The sequence below is a fragment of the Nonomuraea purpurea genome (genome assembly GCF_042650645.1).
GTDB classification, from domain to species: domain Bacteria; phylum Actinomycetota; class Actinomycetes; order Streptosporangiales; family Streptosporangiaceae; genus Nonomuraea; species Nonomuraea purpurea.
In genome coordinates, this window is sequence record NZ_JBHSBI010000004.1 from 98,207 (window position 1) to 120,724 (window position 22,518).

Annotated in this window: 21 protein-coding genes; 6 read left to right on the top strand and 15 right to left on the bottom strand. The window is 70.0% G+C overall.

Annotated elements, in window-relative coordinates:
* Window positions 1-6: 6 nt before the first annotated feature.
* From ACFOY2_RS09370 to ACFOY2_RS09390, 5 genes are all read left to right on the top strand, one after another.
* A complete protein-coding gene (locus ACFOY2_RS09370) occupies window positions 7-708 on the top strand; it encodes a hypothetical protein (protein WP_379527558.1) in 702 nt (233 codons plus the stop codon).
* A 38-nt stretch (window positions 709-746) separates the two neighbouring features.
* The gene (locus tag ACFOY2_RS09375; RefSeq protein ID WP_379527559.1) at window positions 747-1,313 is read left to right on the top strand and encodes a 4'-phosphopantetheinyl transferase family protein; all 567 of its coding nucleotides are present in this window, start codon (window positions 747-749) and stop codon (window positions 1,311-1,313) included.
* Between the two features lie 65 nt (window positions 1,314-1,378).
* Window positions 1,379-1,837, top strand: a complete 459-nt coding sequence (locus ACFOY2_RS09380; protein ID WP_379527560.1) for a MarR family winged helix-turn-helix transcriptional regulator — start codon at window positions 1,379-1,381, stop codon at window positions 1,835-1,837.
* A 59-nt stretch (window positions 1,838-1,896) separates the two neighbouring features.
* Window positions 1,897-2,544, top strand: coding sequence for an LppX_LprAFG lipoprotein (locus ACFOY2_RS09385; protein WP_379527561.1), 648 nt, complete (start codon window positions 1,897-1,899; stop codon window positions 2,542-2,544).
* Entirely contained in the window at window positions 2,541-4,298 is a 1,758-nt protein-coding gene (locus tag ACFOY2_RS09390) for an MFS transporter (protein WP_379527562.1), read from the top strand. The genes ACFOY2_RS09385 and ACFOY2_RS09390 overlap by 4 nt, the downstream gene beginning before the upstream one ends.
* Here the strand turns inward: ACFOY2_RS09390 and ACFOY2_RS09395 are convergent, their stop codons facing one another.
* The 15 genes from ACFOY2_RS09395 to ACFOY2_RS09465 all read right to left on the bottom strand — a co-directional run bounded on the left by ACFOY2_RS09395 (window position 4,299) and on the right by ACFOY2_RS09465 (window position 21,709).
* Window positions 4,299-5,006 carry a hypothetical protein gene (locus tag ACFOY2_RS09395; RefSeq protein WP_379527563.1) on the bottom strand — a complete coding sequence of 236 codons (708 nt, stop codon included), beginning with the start codon at window positions 5,004-5,006 and terminating at the stop codon, window positions 4,299-4,301.
* A 139-nt stretch (window positions 5,007-5,145) separates the two neighbouring features.
* Window positions 5,146-6,408: an aspartate--tRNA(Asn) ligase gene (gene aspS / locus ACFOY2_RS09400; protein ID WP_379527564.1), complete on the bottom strand. Its 1,263-nt coding sequence runs from the start codon at window positions 6,406-6,408 to the stop codon at window positions 5,146-5,148.
* A 290-nt stretch (window positions 6,409-6,698) separates the two neighbouring features.
* Window positions 6,699-8,090 carry a ribosome biogenesis GTPase Der gene (der, locus tag ACFOY2_RS09405; protein WP_379527565.1) on the bottom strand — a complete coding sequence of 464 codons (1,392 nt, stop codon included), beginning with the start codon at window positions 8,088-8,090 and terminating at the stop codon, window positions 6,699-6,701.
* Between the two features lie 35 nt (window positions 8,091-8,125).
* Window positions 8,126-8,848, bottom strand: coding sequence for a (d)CMP kinase (cmk, locus tag ACFOY2_RS09410; RefSeq protein ID WP_379527566.1), 723 nt, complete (start codon window positions 8,846-8,848; stop codon window positions 8,126-8,128).
* A gap of 224 nt (window positions 8,849-9,072) precedes the next feature.
* Window positions 9,073-10,437, bottom strand: coding sequence for a carotenoid oxygenase family protein (locus ACFOY2_RS09415; RefSeq protein WP_379527567.1), 1,365 nt, complete (start codon window positions 10,435-10,437; stop codon window positions 9,073-9,075).
* Window positions 10,434-11,048, bottom strand: a complete 615-nt coding sequence (locus ACFOY2_RS09420) for a TetR/AcrR family transcriptional regulator (RefSeq protein WP_379527568.1) — start codon at window positions 11,046-11,048, stop codon at window positions 10,434-10,436. Before ACFOY2_RS09420 ends, ACFOY2_RS09415 begins: the two co-directional genes overlap by 4 nt.
* 772 nt (window positions 11,049-11,820) lie before the next feature.
* Window positions 11,821-12,903 (bottom strand): prephenate dehydrogenase, encoded by a 1,083-nt coding sequence (locus ACFOY2_RS09425; RefSeq protein ID WP_379527569.1) that lies wholly within the window; start codon window positions 12,901-12,903, stop codon window positions 11,821-11,823.
* A gap of 63 nt (window positions 12,904-12,966) precedes the next feature.
* Complete coding sequence (gene aroH / locus ACFOY2_RS09430) at window positions 12,967-13,326, bottom strand: chorismate mutase (protein ID WP_357806440.1); 360 nt, start codon at window positions 13,324-13,326, stop codon at window positions 12,967-12,969.
* A 71-nt stretch (window positions 13,327-13,397) separates the two neighbouring features.
* On the bottom strand, window positions 13,398-15,425 hold the full coding sequence (locus ACFOY2_RS09435) for a pseudouridine synthase (RefSeq protein WP_379527570.1): 2,028 nt from the start codon (window positions 15,423-15,425) through the stop codon (window positions 13,398-13,400).
* Entirely contained in the window at window positions 15,422-16,018 is a 597-nt protein-coding gene (scpB, locus tag ACFOY2_RS09440; protein ID WP_379527879.1) for an SMC-Scp complex subunit ScpB, read from the bottom strand. The genes ACFOY2_RS09435 and scpB overlap by 4 nt, the downstream gene beginning before the upstream one ends.
* Before the next feature lie 598 nt (window positions 16,019-16,616).
* The gene (locus tag ACFOY2_RS09445; RefSeq protein WP_379527571.1) at window positions 16,617-17,435 is read right to left on the bottom strand and encodes a segregation and condensation protein A; all 819 of its coding nucleotides are present in this window, start codon (window positions 17,433-17,435) and stop codon (window positions 16,617-16,619) included.
* Entirely contained in the window at window positions 17,432-18,367 is a 936-nt protein-coding gene (locus ACFOY2_RS09450; protein ID WP_379527880.1) for a ParA family protein, read from the bottom strand. The genes ACFOY2_RS09445 and ACFOY2_RS09450 overlap by 4 nt, the downstream gene beginning before the upstream one ends.
* A gap of 125 nt (window positions 18,368-18,492) precedes the next feature.
* Window positions 18,493-19,398: a site-specific tyrosine recombinase XerD gene (locus ACFOY2_RS09455; RefSeq protein ID WP_379527572.1), complete on the bottom strand. Its 906-nt coding sequence runs from the start codon at window positions 19,396-19,398 to the stop codon at window positions 18,493-18,495.
* Between the two features lie 15 nt (window positions 19,399-19,413).
* Window positions 19,414-20,022, bottom strand: coding sequence for an NUDIX domain-containing protein (locus ACFOY2_RS09460; RefSeq protein WP_379527573.1), 609 nt, complete (start codon window positions 20,020-20,022; stop codon window positions 19,414-19,416).
* 25 nt (window positions 20,023-20,047) lie between these two features.
* A complete protein-coding gene (locus ACFOY2_RS09465) occupies window positions 20,048-21,709 on the bottom strand; it encodes a CTP synthase (protein ID WP_379527574.1) in 1,662 nt (553 codons plus the stop codon).
* A 110-nt stretch (window positions 21,710-21,819) separates the two neighbouring features.
* Between ACFOY2_RS09465 and ACFOY2_RS09470 the strand changes: the two genes are divergently transcribed.
* Window positions 21,820-22,464, top strand: a complete 645-nt coding sequence (locus ACFOY2_RS09470; protein WP_379527575.1) for an acyltransferase — start codon at window positions 21,820-21,822, stop codon at window positions 22,462-22,464.
* The last annotated feature ends 54 nt before the right edge of the window (window positions 22,465-22,518 follow it).

The window sequence follows — 22,518 nt, forward strand, 5'->3', positions numbered from 1 at the left end:
GGGTTCATGACCACCGAACAGGACCTCACCAAGCAGGACCTCGCCAAGGTGCCCACCGACCCCGATTCTCCGACCGACAGCCCACCTCCGGCCGACGCGGCCCCAACCGACGCAACAGCGGGCGGAGAGGGGAAGCCGGGGAGCCGTCGTCCGGCGCGGGTCCGGGTCATGGGTGCGGTGGCGGCCATGCTGGTGACCGCGCTGGCCGCCACCGCCGTACTCCAGTGGATCTCCGCCGCCCAGGCCCAGGACGCCGGCGCCAAGCTGGAGAGCGAACGCGCGCTGCGCCTGGAGGTGTCGGGCGCGGCGACCGCGTTCAGCAAGGCCCTGCTCAGCTACGACTACCAGGACCTGCAGACCACCCGCTCCACTCTGGCCGCCCAGGCCACGGGCGACTTCCTGGCAACGTACGACACGGCCTTCGGGGGTGCGATGGCGCAGGTCATCGTCAAGCTCAAGGCCACGTCGCAGGCCACGGTACGCGAGGTCTACCTGGCCGACGTGGACGAGGCCACCGCGCACGCCATCGTCGTCGTCGATCAACAGGTGAACACTTCTGAAGCGATCCGCTCGGTAAAGGATTCGCACCTTAAGATCAGTATCGTGAAGGAGAAGGGCACCTGGAAGGTCCACGACGTGACCGTGCTCGGCGCGGCCTCGGAGGACCAGTACAACCTCAACGGCGGCGACGACAAGAAGAGGGACTGACCATCGGCCCCCTGGCGATGGGCGGCCGCCCCGATGAGGTGCGCGCCCCCGAAAAGTGGCTCACCGACGTGGAGCGGGAACGGGCGGGACGGTTCAAGTTCGAGGTGGACCGCGAGTGTTTCGTCGCCGCCCACCTCCTGGTGCGGGTGTGCGCTGCCGCCGTCCTCGATGTCGAGCCGCACGAGCTGACGCTCCTGCAGTACTGCGACCTGCACGGCCTCGGGCACGGCAGACCGTACCTCGAACAGGCCCCCGAGCTGGGCGTCAGCTTCAGCCACACGCGCGGCTACGTGTGCGCGGCGGCCGGGCCGGGCAAGGTCGGCGTGGACGCCGAGCACGTGCGGCCGGGCCCGCTGGACGTGCTGCTGGCCGACCGGGTGCTCACCCCGCGCGAACGGGCGATGGTCACCGGCAACGACGAGCTGATGCGCCACTGGACGCGCAAGGAGGCGCTGATCAAGCGCGGCGAGCTGACGCTCGACAAGCTGGGCTCGGGCGGCGACGACCTCACAGGCCGCCACGTGCTCGAATGGAGCACCGGCCCGGACATCAGGGTCTGCGTGGTCACCGACTCCCCCGCCAGGAGGATCCCCATCCCCGAATAGCCCGGCGTCCCAGGGCCTTCCGCAGGTCACAGCGCGTCCGCTGCCACGTGCGCTAGATTGGGATCATGAGCGCGCCTCGCTGGCTTTCACCCGCAGAACAGCGTGCCTGGCGTACGCATCTGGCGCTGCACAAGCTGCTCATGCACCGGCTCGACCGCGAGCTGCAGGAGCACGAGTTGTCGTTGAACGACTACGAGATCCTGGTCAACCTCTCCGAGAGCCAGGGACGCCGCATGCGGATGAGCGACCTGGCCGACGCGACCATCCAGTCGCGCAGCCGTCTGTCGCACCAGATCTCCCGCATGGAGGCCAAAGGGCTGGTGACCAGGGAGGAGTGCCGCGACGATCGGCGGGGCACGTTCGCGGTGCTGACCGACGAGGGGTGGGAGACGATCCAGCGGGTGGCGCCGCTCCACGTGTCGGGCGTGCGCGAGCACTTCGTCGACCGGCTGAGCGACGAACAGCTGGACGCGATCGACGCGGCGTACACGCCGATCGTGGAACATCTGAAGAAGCTACGCTGACACCCAACCGATATCGCGACGCCCCACGGACGTTCCCGGCCGCTCGCTACCATCCGCTCATGCTCAGAAAGCTTCTGATCGTGGCCGTACTCACGCTGGCGTCGGCGTGCTCGTCAAACGGCGGGGACGCGCTTCCCACAGGGCCCGACCTGATGAAGAAGGCCGCGGAGGCCATGAAGAGCGTCAAATCGGCCTCCTTCTCGATCGCGACGGAGGGCAAGCCGAGCGTGCCGGTGAAGAAGGCCGACGGACGCCTCACCTCGGCCGGCGACGCCGACGGCACGATCTCGCTCGAGGTGCTGGGCACCCTTCAGGAGATCAGCTTCGCGCTGGTCGGAGACACCGTGCACTTCAAGGGGCCGACCGGCGGCTTCCAGAAGATGACACGTGACCAGCTCGCGCAGTTCTACGACCCGTCGGTGATCCTTTCGCCGACCAAGGGCATCGCGCAGTTGCTCTCCTCGGCCACCGATCCCAAGGTCGAGGGGGTCGAGAGCGGTTCCTACCGGGTCGCCGCCACGCTCCCCGGCCAGATCGTCGGACAGATCATCCCCAACGTCACCCAGGGCGTGAGCGGCAAGATCTGGCTCGACCAGGCCACCAGCAGGCTCACCAAGGCCAGCCTGCCGTTGCAGGGCGGCACCGTGACGGTGTCGATCAGCGACTACGACGCGCCGATCACGATCACGCCGCCTCCCGCCCGATGAGGGCCGCCCGCCGGGTCGCGCTCGGCGCAGGGGGCGCGGTCGTGCTGCTGGCCGCGCTGGACGCGTACGTGGTGATGACGGTCCTCATCGACATCGCCGAGGACGTGCAGATCCCGCTGAACCACCTGGAGCGGGCCACGCCGATCGTCACCGGGTTCCTGCTGGGGTACGTGGCCGCGATGCCCCTGCTCGGCCAGCTCTCCGACCGGTACGGGCGGCGGCCGCTGATCCACGCGTGCCTGGCGGCGTTCGCGCTCGGGTCCGTGCTGACGGCGCTGGCCTCCGGTGAGGTCATGGTGGTCGCCGGGCGTACCGTGCAGGGGGTGGCCGGTGGGGCGCTGCTGCCGATCACGATGGCGCTCATCGGCGACCTTTGGGACGAACGCGAGCGCCCGGTCGCGCTGGGGGCCGTCGGGGCGGCGCAGGAACTGGGCAGCGTGCTCGGGCCCCTGTACGGCGGGCTGCTGGCGCAGATCCCACGCACCACGGTGGCGGGGGTGGAGCTGGGCGAATGGCACGCCATCTTCTGGATCAACCTCCCCTTGGCCGCCGCTGCCGCCATAGCGGTCCAACTCACGATCCCCGGCCGAACACGAACCACACCAGGGTCCCTCAACACCCCACCGAACCCCAACACCTCCGCCGACGCGGGCACAGGCGCAGCGGTGCACTCGGCGCCGGAACTGCCCGTCCCGAACAGCGGCGCCACAGGACGGCCGGATGTGCCCACCGGAACAGTGGAGCGCGCCGATGCGGCGGAACCCCCAGACGCGGCCTCCCCCACGCTGGGACACACCGGCGCTGCCACCGACATGGAAGGACAACCGAAGCCGGCCACGGACCTCGGCACGGGCGTCCCCGTTGCCCGGCGGGTGGATCTGGTCGGTGGGGGGTTGCTGGCGTTGTCGATGGCGCTGCTCGTCGTCGGCCTCTACAACCCCGACCCGGCCAAGGCGGTCCTCCCCCCGTGGGGCCCTCCCGTGATAGGGGCGGGGGCATTGGTGGCGGCGGTTTTCGTGTGGTGGGAGATCCGCTCCCCCGTCCGCCTTCTCGATCTCTCCGGCACCCGCAAGACCCCGCTGCTCGCCACCCTGGCCGTGAGTTTCCTGACGGGGGCGGCGCTGCTGGTGACGATGGTGTTCGTGCAGTTCACCGCCCAGACCCTGATGGGCAAGGACGCCTTGGAGGGTTCGCTGGTCCTGGCCAGGTTCCTGGCGGCGCTGACGGTCAGCGCGCTGCTCGGCGGCCTCCTGGCGCGGAAGCTGGGCGACAGGACCGTGGCCGTGGCGGGCCTGGTGCTGGCGTCGGCCGGCTACTGGCTGATGAGCCGCTGGCCGCTCGCCCTGGCCGAGGCCGGGCTGGTGGTGGACGTGGACCTGGTCGTGGCCGGTCTGGGCCTCGGCCTGGTCATCGCCCCCGTGTCGGCGGCGGTGCTGCGCGTGGTCCCGGCCTCCGAGCACGGCGTCGCGTCGGCGGCCGTGGTGGTGGCCAGGATGATGGGCATGCTGATCGGCATCGCCGCCGTCTCGGCCTGGGGGTTCTACCGGTTCCAGTCACTGACGGCCGACCTGGACACGCCGCTGCCGTTCGGGGTGGACGCGCAGACCTACCAGCGGCGGCTGGCCGACTACACCGCGAAGGTGCAGGCGGCGCTGCACACCGAGTACACGGAGATGTTCCTGGTCACCGCGTTCATCTGCGTCGCGGGCGCGGCGGCCGCACTCCTCATGCCGCATCGCCGTACCCGCGGATGACTATTTGATCTTCGCGCTGATGGTCTGGACGAATTGGGGCAGCACCTTGTCCCGCCAGAAGAAGGGGGCCGGGCCCTGAAAACCGCGAAAGGTCGCGGTGGTGTGCCCGCCGACGGTGAACAGCACAGGCCCCTTGTGGCAGAACCAGTTGCCCGAGGCGCCCGTGAGCCTGCACCTGTCGGCCCCCCGGGCACCCTGGTTGGTGTCGAGTCCTCTTTCGACCTTCTGGCTGTAGGCGGCGATCAGTTCGGGAGCGGCCACAGCCTCGATGCGGACCCAGAACGTGGTGGCCTCGTACACCTCGCCGGGCAGGCGCATCGTGTACAGGCACTGGCCTGCCTCGGCCCTGTTGCTCTCTCTCCACTCGGGGTCGGCCGCGAACTTTTCGATCGAGACGCTGTAGGAACGTCCTTTTTCAGCCTGAATCTCTTCTGCGTCGGGAAGGATGGACTTGACGTCATCCCCGTTCACCAGTTCGCACGCGCTTGGCCAACGATTCGCGGCCAGGATGCTCCCGTTCCCGAGCCGGGGAAGATCGACCACGCCGCCCGATGCGGCCTTGCCGAGCGTCACCCCGCCTCGCCAAGCGCCTCCGGGCAGGAAATTAGGGGCCAATGTGGCGACGACCACCATTCCCGCCAGAGCGAGAACCGTTGAACCTGCCACAATCAATGCCCCTTTTGCACTCATTGCGGGCCAGTCTTCCATAGCATCCGTTTACCCGGCTTCTTTTCACCAGGTCGGCAAGGGACCAGCCGTCCTGGTCAAGATCCGCATTGCCCAGCATGGGCCGGGACGTCCCGCGCCCCGGCCCATCAACATCTCGCCGTCGTAAGACCCGCCCGGGTTACGGCGTCAGCCGGTGCAGGTCGCGCGGGAAGGCGGTGGTCTGGCGGATGTTGGCGGCGCCCGTCAGCCGAGCCGTCCACCGCTCCAGCCCCAGCGCGAACCCGCCGTGCGGCGGCATCCCGTACCGGAAGGCCTGCAGGTACCCCTCGTACGGCTCGGGGTCCTCGCCGCGCTCGGCCAGCGCCTTCGTGTAGTCCTCGTAGCGGTGCAGCCGCTGCCCGCCCGTCACCAGCTCCAGCCCCCGGAACAGCAGGTCGAACCCGTTGGTGTAGCCGGGCCGTCCGGGGTCGGGATGGGTGTAGAAGGGCCGCTTGGACATCGGATAGCCGGTGACGAACAGGAACTCGGACCCGTGCTCGCGCAGCGCCCACTCCGACAGCAGGCGTTCCTGCGCGGGCGACAGGTCGGGCTCGAATTCGCCGGTCAGCCGCTGGGCTTCGGTGAAGTGGATGGCCGGGATCTCGGCGGGCACCTCGGGCAGCGCGACGTCGAGGAGGTCGACGGCCGAGGCGGCGTGCCGGCGTACCGACTCCAGCATCCCCGCGACGGCCGCGCGCACGATCGTCATGACGTCCCGATGGTCGCGGACGAAGCCGAGTTCGGCGTCGAGACTGGTGTACTGGGCCAGGTGGCGGACGGTGTCGTGCGGCTCGGCGCGGAAGACGGGCCCGACCTCGTAGACCCGCTCGAACACCCCGACCATCGCCTGCTTGTAGAACTGCGGCGACTGCGCCAGGTAGGCGGGGCGGCCGAAGTAGTCGATGCCGAAGACGTTCGCGCCCGACTCGGTGGCCGAGGCGACGATCTTCGGGGTGTGGATCTCGGTGAAGCCCAGCCCGTCGAGGGTCTCGCGGAACCCGGCCACGCTCGCGGCCGAGATCTCCAGCGGCGCCTTTAGCCGCGGATGCCGCAGCGCGACCGGCGCGTGGTCGAGAATCGTGGGCAGCGCCGCCGGGACGACCGGACGGTAGAGGTCGAACGGCGGCGCCGCGACGGGCTCCGCGAGCACCTCGATCTCCGGCGCGACCAGCTCGAACCCGCCAGGGGCCTGCGAGCCGGCCGTCACGGTGCCGGTGACCTCGACGACGCTCTCCTCGACCGGCAGGTCGCCGGCGCCCACGATCTGGGCGAGGCCGGCACGGTCCCTGACGACGAGGAAGGACACGGACTTCAGTCGCCGGCGGCGATGGACCCAACCGGCGATCGTCACTCGTTGGCCGGCGTGCTCAGCGAGCTCCGCCGACATGACACGAGAGATCATTACAACTCCTCAGAAGGAAATGCATGATCCCTTGGGAGTGCGGGGGAGAAGGGAGCTCCCGGTGCCACCGCACTTTCGCCGCCCCGGTGGGACGGCCTCGACGACCCGATGACGGGGTCAGACCGGCGGGGCATTTCCTCCCCGCACTCAGGAGTGTCTTCACCAGCGGGGCGCGGGGCCGCCTTCGCAGCTACCGGCGGCTCTCTGGCCCGTGCGGGGCCGCTGGCTACTCGTCTCCTTCGACGTGTTGCGCCTGATCATACGGCCGGCCCCGCCGGAACGCCAAAGAGTTACTTGTCCTTCTTGGGGCGCTTCTCCCGGATCTTCATCGTCACCTCGATCGGCGACCCGGCGAACCCGAACTCCTCCCTGATCCGCCGCTCGATGAAGCGCCGATAGGTCTCCTCCAGCCAGCCGGAGGTGAACAGCACGAACTTCGGCGGTTCCACCGACGCCTGCGTGGCGAAGAGGATCTTCGGCTGCTTGCCGCCCCGCACGGGCGGCGGCGTGCGCTGCACCAGCTCGGTCAGGAACGCGTTGAGCCGGGCCGTGGGCACGCGTGTGGACCAGGAGTCGAGCGCCTTCTCCAGGGCCGGGACCAGCCGGTCGACGTGCCGCCCGGTCATGGCGGAGATGTTGACCCGCAGCGCCCACGGCGTGCGGACGAGCTGGCGGTCGATCTCCTTCTCCAGGTAGTAGCGGCGGTCCTCGTCGAGGAGGTCCCACTTGTTGAAGGCCACGACCATGGCCCGGCCCGACTCGATGACCAGGCCGATGATGCGCAGGTCCTGCTCGGTGAGCGGCTCGCTGGCGTCGATCAGCACGATCGCCACCTCTGTACGCTCCAGCGCGGCGCGGGTGCGCATGGCAGCGTAGAAGTCGGCCCCCTGCAGCTCGCGGTCGCGCCGCCGGATGCCGGCCGTGTCGATGAAGCGCCAGGTGCGCCCGCCCAGTTCGATCAGCTCGTCGACCGGGTCGCGGGTGGTGCCCGCCATGGGGTCGACCAGCACCCGGTCTTCACCCGCGAGCTTGTTGAGCAGGGAGGACTTGCCGACGTTGGGCTTGCCGAGCAGCGCCACGCGGGCGGGCCCGCGCTCGGCCTCGAACGTGAGCTCGGGCGTGTCGGGCAGCGCGTCGAGGATCACGTCGAGCAGGTCGCCGCTGGAGCGGCCGTGCAGCGCCGAGACGGGGTAGGGCTCGCCCAGCCCGATCGCCCACAGCGCGGCGGCCTCCAGTTCGAGCTGCTGGTTGTCGACCTTGTTGGCGGCCAGGATGACGGGCTTGCCCGACTGCCGCAGCACCGCGCCCACGATCTCGTCGGCGTCGGTGGCGCCCACGGTCGCGTCGACCACGAACACGATCACGTCGGCCAACTGGACGGCCACCTGGGCCTGCTCGGCGATGCGCAGGTTCATGCCCGTGGCGTCGGGGTCCCAGCCGCCGGTGTCGACGACGGTGAAGCGGCGGCCACGCCAGTTGGCGTCGTAGGTGACGCGGTCGCGGGTGACGCCTGGAACGTCCTCGACGACGGCCTCGCGGCGGCCGATGATGCGGTTGACCAGCGTGGACTTGCCGACGTTCGGCCGCCCCACGATGGCGACGACCGGCAGCGGCGTGGTGTCGCCGTGCTCGGTGATCTCAAGGTCGTCGAGCTCAGCCTCGACCCAATCCCCCGTTGACACGATTTTTCATCCTTTTTGAGTACCGCACCTGAGGGTCAGGTGCGCTCGCGTATGTGGCCGCTGCCGCTTCGGAGCTCGTCGGATTCACTGTCTCCCTCCGAGCTCCTCCGCTTCGCGACCAGTCTCAGCACCTCCGCGATGACCTCTTCCAAGGTCAGTTCGGTGGTGTCGAGCTCGATGGCGCCATCCGCCACCGAGAGTGGGTCTGCCTTACGTGTGGAGTCGAGCTTGTCACGCGTGGCCATGGCGGCCTGCTGGGCCTCCACGGTCGAGCCGGTCACCTCCGCGCTGCGCCGCCGGGCTCGGGCCTCGGCGCTGGCGGTGAGGTAGACCTTGAGCGTGGCGGACGGCCAGACGACCGTGCCGATGTCGCGGCCCTCGACCACGATGTCGCCACCGCCGATGATCTCCCGCTGCAGCGCGACCAGACGCGCCCGCACCTCGGGGACGGCAGACACGGCCGAGACCGCGCCGGTGACGTCGGCCTGCCTGATCGGCCCCGCGACGTCGACGCCGTCGACGTGGATGGCGGAGCCGTCGGGGTCGGTGCCCGACTCGATGCGGGGCTCGGCGCAGCGGGCCGCGATCGCGGCGGGATCGGCCAGGTCGACGCCCTGCTGGAGCATCCACCAGGTCATCGCGCGGTACATCGCCCCGGTGTCGAGGTAACGCACGCCAAGCGCGCGGGCGACTCCGCGCGAGACGCTCGACTTACCCGACCCCGAAGGGCCGTCCATGGCGACGACCAGACCGGTCACGGCCTCTCCCTCTGCACGTGTGTAACCCGACCCGAAGAGGCTACCGCCTCCGGATCGGTCGGCGATCCGAGTTTCGCCGCCGGCCCAACCGCCCCGGCCCGGAGCCCGCTCGCCGCTCAGGCCGCTCCGGCGCTCCGCGCTCCCGAAATGGCCTGACCCCGAGCCCGCTCGCCCGGCGATCACGCTCCCGTGAAAATCGGGCGCGATCCCGGGTCAGGACGCCGTCAGTCGGCGATCCAGCTTCCGTGGAAGCCGAGGGGGATCCGGGCGGGCAGGTGAACGGTGGCGACCGGCTCGCCGGTGAAATCCTGGGCCGAAAGGATCACCAGGTCGGCCGCGCCCCTGGCCGGATTGTTGACGTAGGAGATCACGTAGCCGTCGTCCTCGGCCGAATCCGGGTCCGCTCCGACGAACAGCGGTTCCCCCACGTACGCCTCCGATCCGAACCGCCGCGACTCCTGTGTCCCGCGCTCCAGGTCGTGCTTGATCAGCGTGTTGTCGAACGCCTCGTCGGGCAGGTCCTCCAGCTCGGAGCCGCCGGGATAGGCCATGTCGTGGACGTCGCGGGCGGCGGCGGTGTAGCCGTACCGGTAGGGCCGTCCGGTGCGGCGCTCGTCCATGCGGGGGAACTCCTGCGCCCGGTCGTCCAGCCGGGTCTGGGTCACCTTGCCCGTGATCAGACTGATCCGCCAGCGGTCGAGCGTGGGCGTGCCGCCGAGTTCGAGCCGCGCGTCCACGAACCGCTTCGGGTAGCGGACCACGTCCACGACGACCTCCTCGCCGTCCTCGTAGGCGTTGAGCGTGTGGAAGACCCAGCACGGCTCCACCTCCACCCAGCGCACCTCGCCGGTCGCGCGCGACAGCAGGCCCAGCCTGGCGCCGTGGGCGTCGTTCCACGCGTACGGCATCCGCACGCCCTGCTCGGCGTGGGCCATGCTGAACGTGACCGGCAGGTCGTAGATCACGACATAGTGCTCGGTGAGGGCGAAGTCATGCAGCATCGGGGCGTCGGCGATCGGGATGTTCCTGATCTGCGTCACCGAGCCCTTCTGGTCGATCACGATGTGCTGGTGGTGGTCCCAGCCGAAGAAGTAGGCCGTCGCGTGCAGTTCGCCGCTGACCGGGTCGAGGTGGGTGTGCGCGGCGTACCCGCCGGGCAGCCCGCCGTCGAAGTCGCACGGGCCGATCGTGTCGAGCTCGTAGCCCAGCTCGTACGGCAGCGCCCCCGCCTCCACGGTCGCGAACGTGCGTCCGGCGAGCCCGATGACGTGGGTGTTGGCCGCGAAGTCCATGTTCTCGTGCACGGGCCCGGGCCGGGGCCGTTCGCCGAGCCGCTCGGAGACGTGGGCGCTGCGCACCCAGCGGTTGCGGTACCACTCGGCGCGGCCGTCGCGCAGCCGCACCCCGTGGACCATGCCCTCGCCCATGAACAGGTGCGAGGCGTTCGGGTCGTCGAGGCTGAGCGGGTTGGGGCCGTTGCGCAGGTAGCGGCCGTTGAGCTCGGCCGGGATGCGGCCGGTGACCTCGAGGTCGAAGGCGGTGACCTCGTCGGTCACCGGGGCGAAGCCGCCTCTGTACGGGGTGGTCATGGCACGTTCCTTCCGCCGGAAGCCAGGAATGGCGTGAGCACCGAGGTGTGGAGCAGCCGGTAGCGGGCAGCGGCCTCGGCCTTATCGAAATAGCCAGAAATTTCAAGACTTACGGCGCCGTGGACGGCCATCCACAACACGTCGGCGATCTCCTTCGCGGTGCCCCCGCGCAGCACGCCTGCCTCCAGACACCGGCCCACACCACGTACCAGCAGGTCGAACGCGCGCCTGGCCGCCTCCACCGCCGCGCTCCCCGGCCTGAACCCGGGCACGGCCCCCTCGAACATGACCCGGTAGTAGTCGGGTTCGGCGAGGGCGTAGGCGCGGTAGGCGTCCAGCCCGGCGCGCAGGTAGGCCAGCGGATCGGCCACAGGCCGCACCGCCAGCAACCATCGCTCGAACCTGGCGAACCCCTCCAGCCACAGTGCCTGGATCAGCCCATCCTTCCCGCCGAAGAGCGTGTAGATGACCTTGGTGGAGCAGCCGACCTCGCCGGAGATCCGCCGCACGGTCAGCGCCGCGGGCCCCTCGGTGACGAGCAGGTGGGTGGCGGCGTCGAGGATCGCCGCCCGGACGACGTCCTGGCCTTCCTGCTGGGCTCGCTGGTACACAGTGGTCACGGTAACGCCGTTTCTGGTCGGTAACACTGTTACCGTACGTCGGCGCCACGCGGCCGTCAACGGGAGCGTCCACCTGATCGAGGGCGACTGCCGTGCAGCGCTGCGCCGCCCCTGACACGGCGGGCTTCGGCCCTCAGAGTGGCGTCCCCGACCGGAGCCCGGCACCCAGCTTCCTTGGCAACTCTTGGTGATCCTGTGGTAGCGTTCTGACATCAGCACGCCCCGTGCCCAGGCGACGCGGGGCACCCTCCTCGGTCCCAGCCGTGCACGCTGGACCGACAAGCGTCCGGAGGGACGTGCCACGCGGGCCCGAGGCTTTGTCCACCGGCACCAGGGCACGAAGACGATTGGTGCATGCCCGGCATTTCGCCGTGCACTGTTCCTGGGGATTCCTCAGGATCGCTAAGCCAATCAGAGACGCTGACCGGCTGGTGCAGATAGCCGAACCGGAACGGCTGCGGGCTCCTGCCGCGCAGTGTCCCGGCCGCTGTGGTTCCAGCGCCTTGCAGGCGCGCTTTTTCGCGCAGCGGTGGGCCCGCGACCGTCTGGTGCAGCCTGAGCCGTTCCGTGAACCTCGGCGAGGCGTTCACCAGCCGCACCTCGCCGCCCGTGCGGCGGGTCCTGGCGGCGACCCTGATCGCCGCCGCGATGCCGGTGTAGCCGCCGCCGAGTACCAGGATGTCGGTCATCGTCCTTACCTCCTTGATTCGCCCTGAAGACGGATCGAGGAGGCGGCGATGTGACATCGGCCCTCAAGGGGAAACTAGGGCACCTGCCAGCCGCGCTGGTGCAGGGCCTCGGTGAGCGTGGCGGCCGCGTCGGGCTGCACGAACAGCTCGGCGATGCCCAGGGGCAGCCCGGGGGCGTGCTCCAGGCGGACGTCCTCGACGTTGACCCCGACCTCGTCGCAGACCTGGAAGAGGCGGGCGAGCTGGCCGGGACGGTCGCCGATGACGACCTGGACGACCGCGTAGGAGGAGGCGGGACCGCCGTGCTTGCCCGGGATGCGATCGTGACCGACGACGCCCCGCTTGAGCAACTGGGTGATCTCGCTGGTGGCGGTGCCGTCGCCGTCGGCCAGGGCACGCAGCGCGCTCGCCGCGTCGGCCAGGTCGGTGGCGACCGCCTCCAGCACCTCGGCGACCGGCGAGGCGTTGCCCGACAGGATGCCGAGCCACAGGCTCGGGTCGCTGCCGGCGATCCTCGTGACGTCGCGAACGCCCTGACCGGCCAGGCCCAGCGCGACGTCGGTGGCGTCGGCCAGACGGGCGGCCACGGCGGAGGCCGCGACATGGGGCGCGTGGGAGACGACCGCGACCGCACGGTCGTGATCGGTCGCGCTCACCTCGACCGGGTTGGCCCCGCACAGCTCGATCAGCCGCAGCACGGCGGCCCTGGCCTCGGGCTCGGCCTCATCGGTCGGGCACAGCGCCCACGGCCGGCCCAGGAACAGGTCGTTGCGGGCCGCTCCCGGCCCGGATTTCTCGCGCCCGGCCAGCGGATGGGAGGCGACGTAGGTGGCCAGGTCGCAGCCGAGCTGCGCGGCACGGTGGAGCGGCTCGGCCTTCACGCTGGCCACGTCGGTGTAGAACCTGGCCGCGTCGTGGCGCTGCAGCGCCAGCAACTCGGTCGCCACGTGGGCCGGAGGGACCGCGATGATCGCCAGGTCCGCCCGCTCGTGGCCGCTGGCCTCCCACTCCTCACCCGCGCCGAGCTCCCGCGCCAGCCGCGCCGCGCCCTGGTCGCGGTCGGCGAGCAACACGCGTACACCGCGCTTGCGCAGCGCCAGCGCCGCTGAGGTGCCGATGAGACCGGTGCCCACGACGAGCACGGTGCGAAGATCCATCTCGGTTCCTGATGTGTCGGACTGTGGGTTGAGGAAGTGTGCTCCGGCGGGCCCGCCGGACGTTTACTGCGCGATGTCCTGCCGCAGCGCCACCGCGCCACGCAGATAGACGTGCTGGATCTCGGCCCGCGGGCGGTCGGTCTCGACATGGGCCATGAGGCGCACGACGCGGGGCAGCGCCCCCGGCACGTCGATCTCGGAGCAGCAGATCAACGGCACCTCATGGAAGCCCAGCTTGCGCGCCGCGAGCGCCGGGAACTCGGCCGTCAGGTCAGGCGTGGCCGTGAACAGCACGCTGATCACGTCGTCGGTGGTCAGATCATTGCGCTCCATGATAGCGCTGACCAGCTCCGTCGTGGCCTCGATGATCGCGCCACGGTCGTTGGCGTCCACCTGGATCGCCCCGCGGATCGCCCGCACCATGTGGTTAGTCCCCTTCGTCATAGCGGCAGAGCCCGTGCGGAGGTTCGCACGGGCTCCTGCGTCCGGCCAGATTACAGCTTCACGGCCGCGTAAAGGTCGCCGACCTCTTTCAGCGTGAGCGCCCTGACGGTCCCCGGCTTCGTCCGGCCCAGCTTCACCGGCCCGAACTCGATCCTGGCCAGGTCGATCACCCTGTGGCCCGACTCCTCCAGCATGCGCCGCACGATGTGCTTGCGTCCCTCGTGCAGCACGACCTCGACCAGCGCCTGCTGGCCGTGCTCCTGCACGATGGAGAAGCCGTCGGCCTTGGCGAGGCCGTCCTCCAGCTCGATGCCCTGCTTGAGCCTGCGCCCGAGGTCGCGCGGGATCGGCCCGGGCACCTTGGCCCAGTACTTCTTCTGCACGCCATAGCTCGGATGCGTCAGCCGGTTGGCCAGCTCGCCGTCGTTGGTGAGCAGCAGCAGGCCCTCGGTCTCGGTGTCGAGCCTGCCCACGTGGAACAGCCTCGGCGCCAGCTCCTCGACGAAGTCGGCCAGGCACGGGCGGCCCTGCGGGTCGTCCATCGTGGACACGACGCCGATGGGCTTGTTCAGGGCGTAGTAGACCAGGTCGGGGGCGGTCGGGATGCGCTTGCCGTCCACGTGGATCACCTGGGTCGCCGGGTCCACCTTCGCCCCGAACCTCCGTACGACCTGCCCGTTCACCGTGACCCGGCCGTCACCGATCATCTCCTCGCACGCCCTGCGGCTGGCCACGCCCGCCTGGGCGAGCACCTTCTGCAGGCGCACCCCGTTGGGGACCTCGGTGGTGTCGCGCTCGTCGGTGTAGTCGTCAGAGTAGAAATCGCGGTCGCGGAGGGGCTGGCGGGCCGCCTTGACACGATCGTGCTGCGGGCTGCCGTAACTCTCCCGCCGACCGCCGCCGACCGTCTGGACGTCGTCCCTTCTCGGAGCTCGGCTCCGTGCCTGCGCGCCGTCCCTTCTCGGGGCGTCGTCGCCGCGCCTGCCGTAACGGGAACGGGTCGTGGACTCCGCCCCGGACGTCGTGTCCTCCCTGCGGCCACTCCGGTCGGCGCGGAAGCCCGGACGGTCGTCGCGGAACCGCGGACGATCGTCGCGCCGCTCGTAGCCGGAGCCCCCGCGGGCGAAGTCGCCGCGGTCGGAACCGCTGCGGCCGGAACCGCCGCGGTCATAGCCACCGCGGTCTTCTCGCCGGTCGGAGCGGTAGCCGCCACGGTCGCCCCTGGGGCGCTCGTAGCGCTCCTCACGGCCGCCACGGGGCCTTTCCTGGCGTTCGGTACGGGGGGCGCGGTCGTCGCGCTGGTAACGGCCCTCGGACGCGTAGCGGTCACCACGAGGGCGGTCGTCGCGGTCACCACGGGGACGGTCGTCGCGGGTGTACCGGTCGTCTCGCGTGTCGCGCTGGTCGCGGGAGTAACGCTCGTCACGGGCACCCCCGGCACGCGGGTATCGGGCCTCACGGTCGCCGTCGCGGCCACCGCCGTACCGGGCCCTGGTCCCGCCACGATCGGCGCGAAGGGAGTCACGCGCGGGCCCCCGGCTCGCCGAGTCGCGCCCGAACCCACGGTCACGGTCGCGGTCACGACCACGGTCGTCGCGACCATCGCGCCCGGTGCCGCCGTCACGGCCGTAGCCGCCGTCACGGCGTGTGTCAGTACGCCGCGAGTCACCGCGGAACCCACCGCCACGAGACTCACCACGTGAGTCGCCACGGAAACCGCCACGAGACTCACCGCGAGACTCGCCACGGAAACCGCCACGAGACTCACCGCGAGACTCGCCACGGAAACCGCCACGAGACTCACCGCGCGAGTCACTGCGGGGTCCGCCACCGCGGGAATCGCTCCGGGAGGACCCGCCGGTGCGGGAATCGCCGCGGAAACCGCCGCTGCGGGAGCCGCCGTCACGGGACTCGCCGCGCTCGGACCTCCCCCGGGAGTCCTCGCGGTCGGACCGGCTGCGGAAACCGCCGTCACGGCGGTCGTCGGAACGGAAGGCGGGACGCCCGCCACGGCCGGAGCCGCCGGTACGTCCACGACCGCGTCCATCACCGGACGGGGTGCTTCGCCTGTTGATCACTTTGTCGTCTCCTCGAGATTTTCCACGTCGTCGGGGAGGAAGGGAGCGAGCTCAGGCAGCTCGCTGAGATCCCGCAGTCCCAGACGTTCAAGGAAGTATGAGCTTGTCCGGTAGAGCACTGCCTGGCTCTCCGGGTCGGTGCCGGCCTCCTCGACCAGCCCCCTGGCGACGAGCGTCCGCATGACGCCGTCACTGTTGACACCGCGCACGGCGGCGACGCGGGCACGGCTCACCGGTTGCCGGTAAGCCACGACCGCGAGTGTTTCGAGCGCGGCCTGGGTCAGCCGCGTTTGCTGGCCGTCGCGTACGAACCGCTCGACCAGCGGTGCGCAGTCGGCACGCGTATAAAAACGCCAGCCGCCCGCGACCTCTCGCAGATCAAAACCCCGCCCGGCAGCGGTATATTCCTCCGCCAGCGCCCGCAACGCCGCCGCGACTTCGTGCGTGGGCCGTTCCAGCACTTGCGCGAGAGTCACTTCGGCGACGGGCTCGTCAACCACCAGCAGGATAGCCTCCAGCGCCGCCTCAAGCGTCGGCCCCTGCCCTTCTTCTCCCCCACCAGCTCCCTCAGCGCCGCGATAGTCAGCACCCACCCCCTGACCGCCACCGCCCTTTACACCCCGCCCCTGATCCCCGCCACCTGCGCGGGCCTTAGCCTTCGCCTCGGTCTGGGCCTCCGGCTCGGGCTCGGCACCAGCACCGACGATGGCCTCAAAAGCCGCACCGGTTACCTGCGACACGCTGGTGTCCTGGGACACGCTGATCGTCGGGTTGGCGTGCGGTGGGCGTTCCTCGTCGTCCTTCGTGGGGCGTCCGAAGGCGAGCGCGGCGGTATTGGGTGACGCGTCCAGCGGCGGGCCGTCTGCCGGAGGCGCGTCCAGCGGTGCGGCGGCTCCTTCCGGTGTCTCATCGCTCACCTGCGTGTCATTCGCGTCCGGTGTCGCGTCCCCCACCGGTGTGTCGTCCGCGTCCGGGGTCGCATCGCCCGTCGGCGTGTCGGCCGCCTCCAGTGGGGCATTGCTCTCCGGTGCGTCGGTTGGCGGTGCGGCGTCCAGAGGCGGGGGGTCGCCGTCTCCTTCCACTGCGGGAGCCCCGGGTTGGGCGAGGGAGCCCGGGAGGGCCATCCAGGCGGGTAGCGGGGGGCCGGAGGAGTCGGGGGATTTGCGTGGGGTGGGCAACGGATTGGGGTTGTCAGTCATCAGCTGGTTTCTCCGCGGATTCCTCGTAATCGTCCCCCACCGCGACGTCTCCGTCGTCGGAGCCCGTCCAGGTGACGTGCAGGTCGCCTAGCGGTTCGAGCTGCTCGAACGTCACTGCCGACTCTCGGAACAACTCGAGCACCGCCAGGAAGCGGGCGATGACCTCGAAGGTGCCCTCGCAGTCGGCCACCAGCGCGCGGAAGGTGGCCCGGCGCAGCCGGCGCAGGTGCATGACGAGGAGGGCCGCCTGCTCCTTGACGCTGGCCAGCGGCTGGTAGATGTGCCCGACGTTCACGGTGGGCGGCAGTTTGGGGGTGAACGCCTTGGCGGCGATCTTGGCGAGCTGCTCGGGCCCGATGCCGAGGATGAGTTCGGGCAGCAGGTCGGCGAACTGCGGCTCCATCGGCACTGTACGCGGGAAGCGCAGCGCCTCCTCGGCCATCCGCCCCGCGAAGATCTTCGCGACCTCTTTGTAGGCCTTGTACTGGAGCAGCCGAGCGAACAGCAGGTCTCTGGCCTCCAGCAGCGCCAGGTCCTCCTCGTCCTCGACCTCGCCGGAGGGCAGCAGCCGGGCCGCCTTCAGGTCCAGCAGGGTCGCCGCGACCAGCAGGAAGTGGCTGGTCTGGTCGAGGTCCCACTCGGGACCGCGGGAGCGGATGTAGGCGATGAACTCGTCGGTGACCTTGGAGAGCGAGACTTCGGTGATGTCCAGCTTGTGCTTGGCGATGAGGCCCAGGAGCAGATCGAAGGGACCCTCGAAGACGTCCAGGTGAACCTGGAAGCCTTGGGGCTCGGTCTGCTCTGCGGTCACCTGGCCATTGTGGCAGGCGCGGGCCAGCGCGACAGCACTTCGCGGGCCAGCTCACGGTAGGCGTTGGCGCCGAGGGACGACGGGTCGAAGGTCGTGATCGGCTCGCCGGCGACCGTGGCGTCGGGGAAGCGCACGGTGCGGTTGATCACCGTGTGGAAGACCTTGTCGCCGAACGCCTCCACCACCCGGGCCAGCACCTCGCGGCCGTGCAGGGTGCGGGCGTCGTACATGGTGGCGAGCAGCCCTTCGATCTCGAGCTCCTCGTTGAGCCGCTCCTGGACCTTGGAGATGGTGTCCATGAGCAGCGCCACGCCGCGCAGGGCGAAGAACTCGCACTCCAGCGGCACCATCACCCCGTGGGCGCAGGTCAGCGCGTTGATGGTGAGCAGGCCCAGCGAGGGCTGGCAGTCGATGAGGCACACGTCGTAGTGCGGCAGCAGCGGCTTGATGACGCGGCCGAGCACCTGCTCGCGGGCGACCTCGGTGACGAGCTGGACTTCGGCGGCCGACAGGTCGATGTTGCTGGGCAGCAGGTCGAGCCCTTCGACGCCGGTCTCGAGGAGCACGTCCTCGGCTGTGACGCCGCGGTCCATCAGCAGGTTGTAGACGGTCAGGTCGAGCTGGAGCGGGTTGATGCCCAGCCCGACGGACAGCGCCCCCTGCGGGTCGAAGTCGACCAGCAGGACCTTGAGCCCGCACTCGACGAGCGCGGCCCCCAGGTTGATCGTGGTCGTGGTCTTCCCGACGCCGCCTTTTTGGTTGACCATCGCGACCACGCGGGCCGGACCGTGCACCTCCGGGGGCACCGGCTCGGGGAACACCGGCCGGGGCCGCTGCGTCGGGCCTAGATTGACGCCGTTGGAAGGCGCGTTGGTCTTCGTGTCGCCCCAGGGGTTGTCGGGGGTCCCCGGGGTCGAACCCTTGGTCGTCACAGTCACCAGCTCGAACCTCCCTGACGATCCCGAACCGGACCGTCCGGACGGACACTATGGCGTCACCACTAAACGCGGCAAGGCGGCACGCCGGGGGGCTGCCTCACGCCGGAAACGACTATAGATCACTGCCGGGCACGCGGATGCGCGGCGGCATAGACCTCGCGGAGCTTGTCGACCGTGACCAGGGTGTAGACCTGGGTGGTCGTCACCGAGGCGTGGCCGAGCAGCTCCTGGACCACCCTAACGTCCGCGCCGCCGTCTATCAGGTGGGTCGCGAAGGAATGGCGAAGTACGTGGGGGCTTATCCCGGCGAGTCCGGCTCGTTCGGCCGCCGCCTGGAGCACTTCCCAGGCCCCCTGCCTGGTCAGGCGGCCTCCCCTGGCGTTGAGGAAGACGGCGGGGGTGCCGCGCCCGTGGGCGAGCAGGCCGGGACGGGCCCGTACGAGGTAGGCGTCCAGGGCCGAGCGGGCGTAGCGGCCCAGCGGCACGACACGGGTGCGGCCGCCCTTGCCGCGCAGGCGTACCTGGTCGGTTTCGAGGTCGTCGACGGCCAGCCCGACGGCTTCTGAGATGCGGGCGCCGGTGCCGTACAGGACCTCGAGGAGGGCGCGGTTGCGCAGGGTGAGGGGGGCGCCGTCGGGGCCGGAGGCGGCGATGAGGCGTTCGACCTCGTCCACGGCGATCGCCTTGGGGAGCCTGCGGAGCTGGCGCGGCGGGCGTACCTCGTGGGCGGGGTCGTGGGCCGTGACGCCTTCGCGCAGGGCGAAACGGTGCAGCCCGCGTACGGCGGAGACGGCCCGCGCGGCCGAGCTGGCGACGAGCGCGGGATGGTCGCCGTCGCCCTCGCGCAACGCGGCGAGGAAGGCCTGGACGTCGGCCTCCCCCACCTCGTCGAGCCGCAGGCGCCCGCGCGCCCGCAGGTGGTCCATGTAGCGGCGCAGGTCGCGGCGGTAGGACGCGAGCGTGTTGGCAGCCAGGCCCCGCTCCACCGCCAGGTGGGCGAGGTAACTGGAGAGCACCGCCTCCACGAATTGGTCCTTCCGTCACACCTCAGGAGCGTCGGCGGGGCGCAACAGGGCGAACCCCTCAACCGAAGCCGCATATGCGGCGAGGATACCGGCCACGGCCGGGGAATTGTGGATCATTCCCATGAGTGCCTTCTCGACCGCGTCGGCCAGAGGGACCCATTCGACCGGCATGTCGACTTCCTCGTGCCGGTGGACGAAGCCGTTCTCCTCCTCGGGGATCTTGCTCAGTCCTCTGGCGAGGAACACCCGGATGCGCTCGTCGGTCATGCCTGGCGAGGAGCGCAGGTCGATGAGCGTGTACCAGGTGTCGGCGCGGTAGCCGGCCTCCTCGGCGAGCTCGCGGGCGGCGGTGGCGACCAGGGCTTCGCCTTCGACGTCGCGCAGCCCGGCAGGCAGCTCCCACAGCAGCATGCGGGTGGGGTGGCGGTACTGCCTGATCATCAGGACGCGGTCCTGGTCGTCGAGCGCGAGCACGGCCACGGCGCCGGGGTGGACGACGTAGTCGCGGTCGGCCACCTCCTCGTGGGGCATCCTCACGGTGTCGGTGACGATCCGGAAGAGGTGGCCGTGGAAGCGTTCCTTGGTGTCGACGACGTCCCACTCTTCGGGCGTGTCAGCGATCATGGTCATACCCCCCGCCCGGTGGTCTTCACTGACCCACCCTGGCGCCGACGCGGTTGTCGGCGTAGTCGAGGGCGGCGTTGATGAGGCCCTTGAACATGGGGTTGGCCCGGGTGGGCCGGGAGCGGAACTCGGGGTGGGCCTGGGTGCCGATGAAGAACGGGTGGATGTCGGCGGGCAGTTCGGTGTACTCGACCAGGCGGCCGTCGGGCGACAGGCCGGAGAAGACCAGGCCGACCTTTTCGAGCTGCTCGCGGTAGGAGTTGTTGACCTCGTAGCGGTGGCGGTGGCGCTCGTCGGCCTTGGCCTTGCCGTACAGCTGCCTGGCCAGGGTGCCTTCGCCGAGTTTGGCGGTGTAGCTGCCCAGGCGCATGGTGCCGCCCATGTCGCGTTCGCCGGCGACGACGTCCTCCTGGTCGGTCATGGTGGAGATGACCGGGTGCTTGGTGTCGGGGTCGAACTCGGCGGAGTTGGCGTCCTCGATGCCGGCCATGTTGCGGGCCGCCTCGATGACCATGCCCTGCATGCCGAGGCAGATGCCGAGCAGCGGGATCTTGCCCTCGCGGGCGTGGCGGATGGCGCCGATCTTGCCCTCGATGCCGCGCACGCCGAACCCGCCGGGGATCAGCACGCCGTCGACGCCGTCGAGTTCGCGCTCGGCGCCTTCGGGGGTCTCGCAGTCGTCGCTCTTGACCCAGCGGATGTTGACGCGGCTGTCGTTGGCGAACCCTCCGGCGCGCAGTGCCTCGGTGACCGACAAGTACGCGTCCGGCAAATCAACATATTTTCCTACAAGGGCGATCGTGACCTCCTTCGCCGGCCGGTGCACGCGGCGCAGGAGCTGCTCCCACTCCTTCCAGTCGACGTCGCGGAACGGCAGGCCGAGCCGGCGCACGACGTAGGCGTCGAGCCCTTCGGAGTGGAGCACCTTGGGGATGTCGTAGATCGAGGCCGCGTCCACGGCGGAGACGACGGCGTCCTCGTCCACGTCGCACATCAAGCTGATCTTGCGCTTGATCGCCGCCTGCACGGACCTGTCGGAGCGCAGCACGATCGCGTCCGGCTGGATGCCGATGCTGCGCAGCGCCGCCACGCTGTGCTGCGTCGGCTTGGTCTTCAGCTCGCCGGAGGGGCCGATGTAGGGCAGCAGCGACACGTGCAGGAAGAAGACGTTGTCGCGCCCGACCTCGTGCCTGATCTGCCGCACGGCCTCGAGGAAGGGCAGCGACTCGATGTCGCCGACCGTGCCGCCCACCTCGGTGATGACCACGTCCACCTCAGGACCGGCCATGCCCCGGATGCGGTCCTTGATCTCGTTCGTGATGTGCGGGATGACCTGGACGGTGTCGCCCAGGTATTCGCCCCTGCGCTCTTTGGCGATGACGTTGGAGTAGATCTGCCCGGTGGTGACGTTGGCCGAGCCGTGCAGATGGGTGTCGAGGAAACGTTCGTAGTGGCCGACGTCGAGGTCGGTCTCGGCGCCGTCGTCGGTGACGAACACCTCTCCGTGCTGGAACGGGTTCATGGTCCCGGGGTCGACATTGAGGTAGGGGTCGAGTTTCTGCATGGTGACCCTGAGACCGCGTGCCTTGAGGAGGCGACCGAGGCTGGATGCCGTGAGCCCCTTGCCGAGACTGGAGGCGACACCGCCGGTGACGAACAGATGCTTGGTTTGCGATGCGCTGCGCAAAGGGGCTCCCGTGGCTCGAGGTGTGGTCGAAGTGTCCACGGGCTCTCAGGATATCAAACAACGCCCCTCACATGCCCTAACGGCTTGACCTAGCGGTAACTTTGGTGCCTATGTCACTCGTACAGCGGGCGATAGGCACGCTGATTCACCGCACCTACACGGCCATCCGCCGCGCCGGTGCGATCTCCACCGCGTCACCGGCCGGTTACCGGTTCCGGCATTTAGGGGAGGGCGCCACCATCGCCTTCCCCCCGGGCGCGATCTTCGGGGAGGCGTGGATCGAGATCGGCGACCACACGCTGATCGGCGAACGCGTCTCCATCTCCTGCGGCATGAACCCGGACCTGGACCTCGGGCCCGACTCCATCCTGCGCATCGGCCGCGCCTGCTCGATCGGCAGGGGCTCGCACATCGTGGCCCACCAGTCGATCGACATCGGCGACGACGTCTTCACCGGGCCGTACGTCTACATCACCGACCAGAACCACGTCTACGACGACCCCGACGTCCCGATCGGCCGGCAGTGGCCGCGTAACAGCCCGGTCTCGATCGGCTCGGGCTCGTGGCTGGGGGCGGGCGCGATCATCCTGCCGGGGACCACGCTGGGCCGCCAGTGCGTGGTGGCGGGCGGCGCGGTGGTCCGCGGTGAGTTCCCCGACCACAGCGTGGTCGCCGGCGTCCCGGCCCGCCGGGTGCGCGGGTACTCGCCGAAGCTGGGCTGGCACACCCCGCTCCCGGTGGACGCCGCCCCCTGAGGGAGGCGGAACCGGGGGATGGACCGAAGAAGGTTCTGACGGATAGCGTCGTTT